The following is an 11,255-nucleotide window of genomic DNA, read 5'->3' on the forward strand; positions in this document are numbered from 1 at the left end:
AAACCCGACACTGGGCGCCACCTGTGTCTCAGAGCGGAAAAGCCTTTCGGAGGCTGGCCGTCAGCCCCTCATCCGGTCCCAGAAGCGGTTTCGGCGGCGACGCTTCGGTCAAACCCAGTATGTTCGCCGCTGCATACATCAGCCGAAGGCTGCCGTGGGCGCGGAACAAATCCCACAGGTCGGCGAAGACAGCTTCGCATCGGTCCGCTTCTTCGCGATCGCCCCTGATGGCTGCCGCGGCGAGCGCGGCGGCCGGTTCGGGAAACAGCCCGCCGGCCACGCTGTACCAGCAGTCGGCACCCGCCAGCAGCGCCGCCTTGCAGCCCCAGTCGCCGCTGTAGCCGATGGACAAGCCCGGCGCCGCCTGCCGGAAGGACGCCAGGTCGGCCGCGATGTCGCCCGACGCCGGCAGCGGCAGTTTGATCGCTGCCACGGTCGGGATCGCCACCAGACGCGCGACCAGCTCCGGTCTGAAGGTGAAGTTGGTCGTGCCGGGATTGCTGTAGATGCATAGCCGCAGGTCCGTGGCGGAAGCGACGGCGAGGAAGTGCTGAAAGACCTCCTCCTCCGTCAACGGCGTATAGCTGACCGGAGCCAGGAGCAGGCCGGACGCGCCCTCTGCCGCCGCATCGCGCGCCAGGGCCTGGGCCTCGTCGGTCCGCATGGCGCCGACGCCAACGATGATCGGGATTGAGGCGACGGCTTCAACAGCCGCCGCCACGGCGCGTCGCCGTTGGTCGCGGCTCAGGAATATATAGGTCCCGGTGCTGCCGAGCAGGCCTATGGAATCGGCGCCGCCCGCCTCGATGCGCCGGGCCAACCGCTGCAGGTCAGGCGCAATGACCTCGCCTTCGGGCGTCATCGGGGTGATGGGAAAGGCTGAAAGGCCCGAAAACAGCGCCATGCTTCTGCTCCAGAATATCGCCCCAGTGAGGCCCGACGCAGCGGTCGGCTCAAATCAGGCTTGGCTTCAGTCTGTGACGGACGGTCGGTCAGTCCGCGCGTTGAAGGAGAAAACTGCTCGCCTGCAGCGACGGACTGAGACGCTTCAACCCAGCGATCAGGTCGTCGCCCGCCTGCAGCAGAGCGGGTATCGGCATGGGGTCCAGGCGCTCAAGGATGAACCACATGGCGGTGCTGTCGTCGGTGATCCGCGTCCGTACCCCCTGCCGCCAGTTCCATCGCCGGCAGGTCGCACCGTGATCATCGCGCCAGATGACCTCGCCGGGATCAATCATCTCGGTCTTCGGTTCGCCGTTCTGGGCCGTGTCGAAGGCCTCGCCGCCCTGGGCGACGACCAGCCTGGGCGTCCCGGCGTAGGCGTCCGCGTCCTCGCCGCCGATCGGAAGGGCGTAACGAAGGCTGATCGCATTGTAGAGATCGACGACGGCGTTCACCGGCGGCAGGGTCCCATCCCGCTGCGCCCGCTTACGCAAGGCCTCGACGGAGCATGGCGTCCGCTGCGGCTTGGCGCCGAAGGCGCAGTAGGCGTCCCGCCAGGCGTCCAGGTGCGCCTCAGCCCACTCTGGCTCCTGCGCCTCACACGCTAGCTGCAACTGTTCTGCGCCATACGGATCGCTCGGCCCATTGCGCGCACCAGTGACAAGGATGCTGAGCGCCGCGAAGTCCGGGCGCAGGGCGTAGATTTCCGGGGTGATAACGGGCGGATTCATGGTGACCTCGATGTTCTGAAATGGCGTCAGGCGAAGACGCCGCGCACCAGGACCACGGCGATGACGGTCATCATCAGGCCCGTGACGACATCCAGCACGCGCCAGGCGAGCGGGCGTGCGAAGAGCGGCGCCAGAAAACGCGCGCCAAAGCCGATGGACGCGAACCAGACAGCGGCGAAGGTCGAGGCTCCGATGATGAAAAACAGGCGCTGGCTCTCGGGCAGGCTGGACCCGACGGCCCCCATCAACATGACGGTGTCGATCTAGACATGCGGGTTCAGCAGGGTGAAGGCGGCGGTGGCCGCCAGCGCCGCCCCGAGCGACAGACCTGCGCCGTCCTGAACGACCAGAGCCTCCGAGCGCATTGCCCGCCGAAAGGCCCCTACGGCGTACCAGGTCAGGAAGGCGGCACCGCCGAGGCTCAACGCCGCCGATAGACCGGGAACCGCCGCCAGCAACCGGCCTAAACCATTCACGCCGGCGATGACGAGAACGGAATCCGCCACGGCGCAGAACAGGACGACCGGCAGGACATATTCGCGCCGCAGCCCCTGCCGCAGCACGAACATGTTCTGGGCGCCGATGGAGACGATCAGGCTGGCCGACAGTGCGAAACCCTTCGCCAGGGGCGGAAGAATGGAAACGATCATGGGGTGCTGATCGCATGGCGCGAGATCGTAGCCGAACTAATCCTGCTTATGTTAGATTAGCCATCCTAATGTTAGACTATCCCGCCCTCGCGGCCCTTGCCGCCGTCATCCGCACCGGCTCCTTCGATGCGGCCGCCGAAGCCCTGTCGGTCACGCCCTCGGCCGTGTCCCAGCGCGTGAAAGGATTGGAGGAGCGGTTAGGTCTGCCCTTGGTCATTCGCGCGACGCCGTGCCGACCGACCGAGGCAGGGGCGCGGCTGGCGGCCCACTTCGATCAGGTGGCTCTTCTGGAGCACGACATGATGGCGGGCGATCCCGTCTGGGCCGCCGCGTTCGGCGGCGCGCGCCCGACCTTGAAGATCGCCCTCAACGCCGACAGCCTCGGCACCTGGTTCCCGGCCGCGGCCGCCCGCTTCGCCGCCGCCCAGCCGAACACCCTGTCCCTAGTGCTCGACGACGAGGCCGACACCGCAGAGCGCCTGCGCGCAGGCGAGGTGATCGCCGCCGTGACCACGGCGGGAAAGGCCGTCGCAGGATGCCGCACCCTGCCGCTGGGGTCGCTTCGCTACGTGGCCGCCGCGACGCCGGATTATCGCGATCGCTATTTCCCGAGCAGCGTGACGGCGGCGCGGCTGACGGAGGCGCCGGTGCTCCGCTTCAGCCCCCGTGATCGGCTGCAACTCCAGTGGACTGAAAAAGTCGTTGGAAGTCCGGTCGAAGGGCCGACCCACTGGGTGCCGTCCACCCAGGGGTTTCTGGATTTCACTCTGGCGGGCGTCGCCTGGTCCCTGACGCCGGAACGCCTAGCCGCTCCGCTGATCGCGTCAGGCCGCCTGGTCGATCTTGCCCCCGGCATCATCGTCGACGTGCCACTTTTCTGGCAGCACCTACGCATCACCACACGCCTGATCGAAGACCTGACCAGGGCGGTTCGCGCTGGGGCGGCCGACTGGCTGCAAACCGCCTGACGGCAACGCGCCAGCAGTGGACATTGGGATGGTCGCGAAAAGCGGACATCTCAGCAGTCTAGAAGTAGTCCGCCCGTATGCCCGCGACCGATGTGCACAAGTGGCCGGACACGACGCCCACCATTTCATCGATTCTCTAGCTGGATAGCAAACACGTCCGCCTCATCGCGAACCACCCTCGCGGCAACAAAGTCACGGGCTGGAGAGACGGCAAGACTATGCTGCAGGCCGAAGGTCCCCAGCGACTGCACATCACGAACCGCCCCGGACCATGAGGTGAGGCTTAGAACCACCTCCCCGCCGAGCGCGGGTGTCAAATGGTAGACGCCGCTGCTTGTCGGGGCCCAGGCCGTCTCTGGGTTGATGCGGATCAGGGGGGATGATGGAACGGTTCCTGTCGCTTCAAGACGCCAGAGTCGGTCGTCTTCCTGCTTCACTGCGTAGAGGCCCCCGGCGCCAGCGCTCTTGACGGTTCGGACGCCAGTGCTGTGCGGAACGGCGGTGACCCCGCCGCGAGCGTCGATCCGTTCGACCCGCCAGCCGCCTTCCCGGAGGGTGGGAACGACGATGCCGCCGTTTTCGTCCCAGGCCAGTTCGCCGCGCGCCGCGCCGTCCGAGGTGACCTTCCTAAGGCCGGAGCCGTCGGCCTTGATCACATAGACGTCGGTGCGGCGTTCGCGCGCGGCGACGAAGGCGATGCTCTGACCGTCAGGCGACCAACGGGGTGAGAACACAAAGCTGGCCGCCAGGTCAGTCAGTTGCGTGGGCGCGCCCTGGCTACGCTTGATCCAGACTTCTGATCCGCCGTTCTGATCCGAAATGAAGGTCAGTTGGCCCGTCCGGGAGAGGTCCGGGTCCCAGTCGCTGATATTGCCGCCTGTAAGCGGAACAGGCGCAGCGCCGGCTCGCCAAGCGAACAGATTCGATCGGACGTCGCCGACTTCGACAGCCAGCAGACCGTGGCCGTCAGCGGACATGCGCCCGAATGAGAGTAGGCCCAAGCTCAGGCGAGCGGGCCGGGATGGCCGTTCGACGTTTACCGACCACAGGCCGAAGTCGCCTGCCCGGTTGCTGGAGAACAGAAGGGTTCGGTCATCCGCCGCGAAGGCATAGCCCAAGGCCTTCCAGCCGTCGCGGGTGAGAGCTCGCTGTCCTGCGCCCGAAACCTTGGCGATGTAGAGATCGTCCCCCCCAAGTGAGGATGTGCGCCTGAAGGCTATGCGGTCGCCACCGTGCGTGACGACGGGGTCGGTGTCGCCAAGGCTGGTGGACGGCGGCGCGGTGACGTCGCGCATGAGGCCCGTGTCGGGGGCAAGGGCGCGGATGCGGCGCACGGCCCCGCGCGAGGGCCGATCGGACAGGAGGATTTCGCCGTCCCGCGCCCAAGCCAGGCGCGTAAATGCCTCAACCGCGCAGCGTCCCACAACCCGCGCCTCTCCCTGAGGAACCGGCGCGACCAGAATCTCGCACGGTGCGCCCGGCACGCGGCGGACGAAGGCGATGCGCCGGCCGTCGGGCGACCAGACGGGGGCGAGTTCATCTTCTGGGGTGTCGGTGAGTTGGACGGGCGTGCCGTCAGCGACTCCGCGCAGAAAGATGTCCCTCTGCATCCCGTATCCGCCACCGCCGGCATAGGCGAAGAGACGTCCGTCCGGCGAAAGCGCGGGGTGCGTCTCAACGCCGGGTTCGGACGTGAGGGGCCGCAGAGCCTCGGCTGCAAGCGCACTAGGCTGCCTCATCAACAGAAACGCGCCAATGCCGAGGGCGGCGACCGCCGTCACGGCCCCGCCCAATAGAAGCGGTCGTAGAGACCGCCATGCGTTGCGCCGCGATTGATTTAGAGGAGGCGACGCGACCGCCTGCGTTTGCACCGACGCGGGAACAATGTGCAGGCGATAGCCCACCCTGGGAATGGTGCCGATCTCCACAGTTGGATCGCGCTGGAAAACCTTCCGCAGCTTGACGATACACCGGATGAGGGCGTCCTCGCCGACAATGCGTCCATTCCAGCAGAGCCGAGATAGCTCTTCCCGGCTGAGCGGGTCGCCGCGCTGGCGGTTTAGCGCGACCAGGACCTGCATCACGCGAGGCTCCAACTTGCAGCTTCCGTCGGGCCAGATCACCTCCAATGACGCAGGACGAACCATCCCCGTTCCCAACGGGAATGGCGGTTCGGACGCCAGGTTGATCGGCCTGCGCAACAGAGTGGCCAGGTCATTCATCGGAAAATCATCGGCCCAAGATCGGGCCCCCACCCTCGCATCCAGAACAGCAGTCTCGTCTATCGCCGGTGATATTGATAGCCACCTGGATGAGACCGCCAATGCGCCCCTTGGACACCCGCCTGTTCCTTCTGACCATGTTGCCGCTGGCCTTCGCCGCCCCTGCGATTGCCCAGGAAAGCGCCACGCGAAGGGCGATCGACGCTTTTGGAGAACGCATCGGTCTTGAACAGGTGGGCCTCTACGGCGAAGGCAATGTGCGCGGCTTCGACCTTCAGAGTTCCGGCACCTATCGGATCGAGGGCAGCTACTTCGCGCGCCATTCCTCCATCAGCGACGCGGCGCTGGGCGGGGTCAGCGTTCGGGTCGGCGCCAGCGGCGCCCGTCTGGACTATCCCTCGCCGTCCGGCGCCGTGGACTATCGGTTGCGGGACACCACGGGGCCGTCGAACTGGCGGGTCACGACGGGTCTGCGCGAATATGAGTCCTTCGTCATTGACGCCTCTCGCTTGTGGGTCAGCGAGGACGGCGTCCTGGGGTTGAGCGCCAATGTGATCGCGAGACCGGATGCGGAATGGGCTCTAGGCACGGAGGGATCGGTCTATGAGCTGGGTGTCGTCGGCCGCTACGAGCCGTCCGAGGCCGTGCGGATTCGGACGGTGCTGAGCGTGGCGCGGCGGCTCTACAACGGCGACTACGGCATCGTCCTCAACGGCGCGACCCTGCCGAAACCGCCGCTGCAACGTCAGAACTTCTCCCCCAACTGGGCCAAGCTCGACGCTCGAGATATCACGGCCGGCGCCATCCTAGATGGGGGATCAGGCGACCTGGCCTGGGTCGTATCGGCTTTCCGCGCCTCCTTCGTGCCTGAGCGCTCGGACTACACCCTGTTGCAGGTCGGGGAGAACGGGATCGGGACCGCGACCATGTTCCGCACGCCAGAGCGGGACTTCATGTCGGATTCGTTGGAAGCCAAGCTGTTCCGAACCGTCTCGACCGGGGCGCTGACGCACAGGTTCGGCGCGGCGGCGCGCTGGCGTGGCACGGACGCCGCCACGGTCGGCGGCGCACCCGTCGAACTTGGGCCGGTCGACCTTTCACGTCGTCCTGGATACGGTGACCCCGTAGAGACCTTCGACGACGGTCGGCGGGTGCAGGACCGGGTCGATCAAGCGACCTTGAGCTTGATGTACGATCTGGCTGTGAGCGAGTGGCTGACCCTGCGGATGGGGGCGCATCGTTCGCGCTACGAAAAGACCGTGACCGCTTTGGATGGAACACATGCCGGGCGTCGGGAGGAGCGTTGGCTCTACAATGCCTCGGCGAGTTGGCGGGTCGCGCCACGCACGACCCTGTTCGCCAGCTGGGTCACGGGCCTGGAAGAAAGTGGGGTCGCGCCGGCGCGGGCGGGAAATCGGAACGAAATCCTGCCACCCGTCGAGGCCGAGCAGAAGGAGGTCGGTGTGCGCGTGGGCCTGGGTGAGCGGATGAACCTGACCGGGGCGGCGTTCGAACTGTCGAAACCGACCACCGGGTTTCGCGCCGACGGCTCGTTTGGTCATGTCGGCCAGGTGACGCATCGGGGGATCGAAGGGTCTCTTGCCGGTCAGCTTCGTCCGGGGACCAGCATGGTTCTAGGCGGCTTCTGGCTGGACGCTGAGGTCGAGGGCGAACTGGTCCGGACTGCGGTGATCGGCTCGACGCCCGCCGGCGTGTCGGAGTTCCGTGCCTTGGCCAGCCTTGAACAGGAGTTGGGCTTCGCGCCCGGATGGTCGGTAGACGCCTATGTCACCTATGATGCCGAACGGTGGGTCGATGCTAGGAACACTGTCAAGGCACCGGGGCAACCTTGGGTGAATCTGGGCGTCCGCCGTCGCTGGCGCGTGGCTGACACGGACCTGCTCATGCGGGTGGTGGTGTCGAATGTCTTCAACCGCACTGGCTGGTGGGCGAGCGCCAACGAACAGATATGGCCCGCTGCTCCCCGCGCATTCCGGGCGACGCTCACGGCGACGTTCTAGTCGGAGATCAGGGCCATCACTGCCCTGATCAGCGGAACGCCTTGGAGCGCCTCCAGCCTGGCCATGACGGTTGGCGGCGCTTTCGATTGAACTGTCGTTTGAAAAACGACGTTGTAGTTCTCTGAACGGGTCTACCGTAACGCCGGTCGAACAAAGCCAGCCGGGGAGGTCAATCAGCGTGAGGCTCAAAGCGATGGCCCATTCCGGACCATCTGGAAGGGCCAATAGCTTTTGGAGCCATGCCGCTGGATCCCGAAAACGTCGATGGATCGCGAAATGACATCCTCCGTAAATGGTGATTGCTCGTTCGATGTCGGCGTAGTTTTCCGAATGACGACCAAGACGAGATGATCCGCCGCACAGGTCACAGCAGGAGGCGAGCGACAGGAGGCCACATCGTCGGAGCCAAGCGCTTAGCTGCCACGCTGTCACCCGCTGCGCCCCAGTGAATCCGTTGGAGGGGCCAAGGAGGGGGCATCGCCAAGCTGGTGGCTCATACCCAGCGAGTAGGTTCTCCGCTGCGTTTATGGGCCTGACTGGCGCATGGCCAAGCGGACATTCAGGCGTGGCAACCATCCAGCCCCAAAGCGGGCTTTCCGATCGGCCGCTATGAGTCAAAAGGCGGCATTCCAATAGTTGGCCACATACGGCCTCGGCCAGCCCTGCTGACCATATTCTCATCGGCGCCGACACCTCGAACAGGAAGCTCGCTAGCCGTCATCTGCGGGCGAGACGTCCTCCGCCGCTTCGGCGGGCTAGTCACGCGGATGATGACCTCATAGGTCCTCGCTCTGGCATACGCAGGACCACACATCCTCAAGCGTCGCCTGAACGGATCTGACGTGACCCCCTGAAACTCCTCCAGGAATAGCTAGAGTCCGCCCTAACGAAGGACGGACAGAATGAAGCGATCAAGGTTCACGGAAGAGCAGATCATCGGGATCCTGCGGGAGCAGGAAGCCGGAGTGACGACGGCGGAGGTGTGTAGGCGTCACGGGGTCAGCTCGGCGACCTTTTACAAATGGAAGGCCAAGTTCGGCGGGCTCGACGTGTCGGAGGCTCGGCGGCTGAAGACGCTTGAAGACGAGAACGCCCGGCTCAAGCGAATGTTGGCGGACGCGATGCTGGACAACGTGGCCCTGAAGGACCTGCTGGGAAAAAAGTGGTGACGCCCGCCGGCTGGCGCGAGGCGGCTGGTCATCTGCAAGCCGCCTACGAGATGAGCGAAAGGCGGGCGTGCCGTGTTCTGGGCGTCGATCGGACGAGCGTGCGCTATCAGGCGACGCGCCCGGACGACGGCGCCCTGCGCGACCGGCTGAGGGCCCTCGCCCAGGAGCGTCGCCGGTTCGGCTACCGCCGCCTGCACGTCCTGCTGCGGCGCGAGGGCCATGCGGTCAACAAGAAGCGGGTTCAGCGGATCTATCGTGAGGAACGGCTGACGGTGCGCCGGCGCGGCGGGCGGAAGCGAGCAATGGGCACGCGGAGACCGCTGGACCTGCCGCTGGTGGCCAACCAGCGCTGGTCGCTGGACTTCGTCTCTGACCAGATGACGGACGGGCGGCGCTTCCGCATCCTGACGGTGATCGACAACTGCACCCGCGAGTGCCTGGCGTTGGTGGCCGACACCTCGCTGTCGGGCGCTCGGGTGGTGCGAGAGTTGGACGCCGTCATCCGGCAGCGGGGCCGACCCGACACCATCGTCAGCGACAACGGCACGGAATACACCTCGAACGCCGTCCTGGCGTGGGCCGACGACACCGGCGTCGGCTGGCATTACATCGCGCCGGGCAAGCCCCAGCAGAACGGCTTCAATGAGAGCTTCAACGGGCGCCTGCGTGACGAGCTGCTGAACGAGACGCTGTTTCGATCCCTGCCGCACGCGCGCGCGGTGCTCGAGGCCTGGCGGCGTGACTACAACGAACGGCGACCGCACTCGAAGCTCGGCTGGCTGACGCCGCAGGCCTACGCGCAAGCCCTTGCTGGAAACGCCGGGCGGCCTGCTGCGCTGGTTGACGGCTGCGCAGGCCGCCCTATTGCCAACCCAACCAATCTCTACCCAGATCAACCTCGGACTCTTGTTATGGCTGGATGAGAAACGGGGGTCACGTCACAGCGACAGTGACGCGGCCGCCGAAGCTCGGGATCTGGTGCGCCAGTTGATCGAGACTGTGGTGGTGACGCCGCTGCCTGAACGGGGCCAGTATGAGCTGACCGTGAAAGGACAAATCGCCGCCCTGGTGAACCAGGACGGCGATTGTACTACTGTAGTGGGTGCGGGAGCAGGATTTGAACCTGCGACCTTCAGGTTATGAGCCTGACGAGCTACCGGGCTGCTCCATCCCGCGGCAAGGCGGTGTGTGAGGGAAGAAGGGTTCGAAGACAGTCTTTTGGACGGCTTGTTCTTGTGTATCTGGTAGACCCCGCGGCGACCTACTCTCCCGCGCCTTGAGACGAAGTACCATTGGCTCTGGAGGGCTTAACGACCGAGTTCGGAATGGGATCGGGTGTGGAACCTCCGACATAGCCACGGGGTCAACCAGACACACAAGAAGAAGAAGACATCGTCGCGATTGTATTATCGGCAAGTAGAACCGAATGAGTTTTGCTGAGAAACGATCAAGCCGATCGGATTATTAGTACCAGTAAGCTTCACACGTCACCGCGCTTCCACACCTGGCCTATCAACGTGGTAGTCTTCCACGATCCTCAGCGAAGCCTTGTTTTGAGGTTAGTTTCCCGCTTAGATGCTTTCAGCGGTTATCTATTCCATACTTAGCTACCCTGCTGCACGGCTGGCGCCATGACAGGTCCACCAGAGGTATGTCCATCCCGGTCCTCTCGTACTAGGGACAGATCCTCTCAAGCTTCGAACACCCACGGCAGATAGGGACCAAACTGTCTCACGACGTTCTGAACCCAGCTCACGTACCACTTTAAATGGCGAACAGCCATACCCTTGGGACCTGCTCCAGCCCCAGGATGTGATGAGCCGACATCGAGGTGCCAAACTTTGCCGTCGATATGGACTCTTGGGCAAAATCAGCCTGTTATCCCTAGAGTACCTTTTATCCGTTGAGCGATGGCCCTTCCACTCGGGACCACCGGATCACTATGGCCGACTTTCGTCTCTGCTCGACTTGTCAGTCTCGCAGTCAGGCGGGCTTATGCCATTGCACTCGACGACCGATTTCCGACCGGTCTGAGCCCACCATCGCGCGCCTCCGTTACACTTTAGGAGGCGACCGCCCCAGTCAAACTACCCACCACGCCATGTCCCGGGACCGGATAACGGTCCTCGGTTAGACGTCAACGACAGTAAGGGTGGTATTTCAAGGATGGCTCCACCAGAGCTGGCGCCCCGGTTTCATAGCCTCCCACCTATCCTACACATACGGTCGCTAACGCCAAGGCGAAGCTATAGTAAAGGTTCATAGGGTCTTTCCGTCTGACCGCGGGAACCCCGCATCTTCACGGGGAATTCAATTTCACTGAGCCTGTGCTGGAGACAGTGGGGAAGTCGTTACGCCATTCGTGCAGGTCGGAACTTACCCGACAAGGAATTTCGCTACCTTAGGACCGTTATAGTTACGGCCGCCGTTTACCTGGGCTTCAGTTCGGAGCTTTCACTCCTCCCTTTAACCTTCAGGCACCGGGCAGGCGTCAGACCCTATACGTCGCATTGCTGCTTCGCAGAGCCCTGTGTTTTTGCTAAACAGTCGCT

6 protein-coding genes, 1 tRNA gene, 2 rRNA genes and 1 pseudogene (1 of these 10 cut by a window edge) are annotated in these 11,255 nt (G+C 64.5%); 3 read left to right on the forward strand and 7 right to left on the reverse strand.

Features of this window, described 5'->3' with window-relative positions; translation table 11 throughout:
- Positions 1-28: 28 nt before the first annotated feature.
- The 3 genes and pseudogenes from ACR9FL_RS12325 to ACR9FL_RS12335 form a co-directional block, all read right to left on the reverse strand.
- Positions 29-904 carry a dihydrodipicolinate synthase family protein gene (locus tag ACR9FL_RS12325; protein ID WP_436355801.1) on the reverse strand — a complete coding sequence of 292 codons (876 nt, stop codon included), beginning with the start codon at positions 902-904 and terminating at the stop codon, positions 29-31.
- An 88-nt stretch (positions 905-992) separates the two neighbouring features.
- Positions 993-1,673: a B3/B4 domain-containing protein gene (locus ACR9FL_RS12330; RefSeq protein WP_436355803.1), complete on the reverse strand. Its 681-nt coding sequence runs from the start codon at positions 1,671-1,673 to the stop codon at positions 993-995.
- Positions 1,674-1,699: 26 nt separating this feature from the next.
- Positions 1,700-2,323 (reverse strand): annotated as a pseudogene (locus tag ACR9FL_RS12335) (LysE/ArgO family amino acid transporter).
- Positions 2,324-2,391: 68 nt separating this feature from the next.
- Here ACR9FL_RS12335 and ACR9FL_RS12340 point away from each other — a divergent pair.
- Positions 2,392-3,291 (forward strand): LysR family transcriptional regulator ArgP, encoded by a 900-nt coding sequence (locus tag ACR9FL_RS12340; RefSeq protein ID WP_436355804.1) that lies wholly within the window; start codon positions 2,392-2,394, stop codon positions 3,289-3,291.
- A 125-nt stretch (positions 3,292-3,416) separates the two neighbouring features.
- On the opposite strand, the gene ACR9FL_RS12345 is transcribed toward ACR9FL_RS12340, so the two are convergent.
- On the reverse strand, positions 3,417-5,513 hold the full coding sequence (locus tag ACR9FL_RS12345) for a winged helix-turn-helix domain-containing protein (RefSeq protein WP_436355806.1): 2,097 nt from the start codon (positions 5,511-5,513) through the stop codon (positions 3,417-3,419).
- A 101-nt stretch (positions 5,514-5,614) separates the two neighbouring features.
- On the opposite strand from ACR9FL_RS12345, the gene ACR9FL_RS12350 reads away from it, so the two are divergent.
- Entirely contained in the window at positions 5,615-7,534 is a 1,920-nt protein-coding gene (locus ACR9FL_RS12350) for a TonB-dependent receptor domain-containing protein (RefSeq protein WP_436355807.1), read from the forward strand.
- A 902-nt stretch (positions 7,535-8,436) separates the two neighbouring features.
- Positions 8,437-9,626, forward strand: a protein-coding gene (locus ACR9FL_RS12355; protein ID WP_134581407.1) for an IS3 family transposase whose coding sequence is annotated in 2 segments (ribosomal slippage) — positions 8,437-8,689 and positions 8,689-9,626 — 1,191 coding nt in all. Because the reading frame shifts where the segments join, the coding sequence is not laid out codon by codon here.
- 176 nt (positions 9,627-9,802) lie between these two features.
- Here ACR9FL_RS12355 and ACR9FL_RS12360 read toward each other — a convergent pair.
- From ACR9FL_RS12360 to ACR9FL_RS12370, 3 genes are all read right to left on the reverse strand, one after another.
- Positions 9,803-9,879 (reverse strand) — tRNA-Met (locus ACR9FL_RS12360).
- Positions 9,880-9,951: 72 nt separating this feature from the next.
- Positions 9,952-10,066 (reverse strand): 5S ribosomal RNA (gene rrf / locus ACR9FL_RS12365).
- Positions 10,067-10,146: 80 nt separating this feature from the next.
- Positions 10,147-11,255 (reverse strand): 23S ribosomal RNA (locus ACR9FL_RS12370) (it continues 1,671 nt past the right edge of the window).

The sequence above is a fragment of the Brevundimonas sp. CEF1 genome (assembly GCF_051353055.1).
Classification (GTDB): Bacteria; Pseudomonadota; Alphaproteobacteria; order Caulobacterales; family Caulobacteraceae; genus Brevundimonas.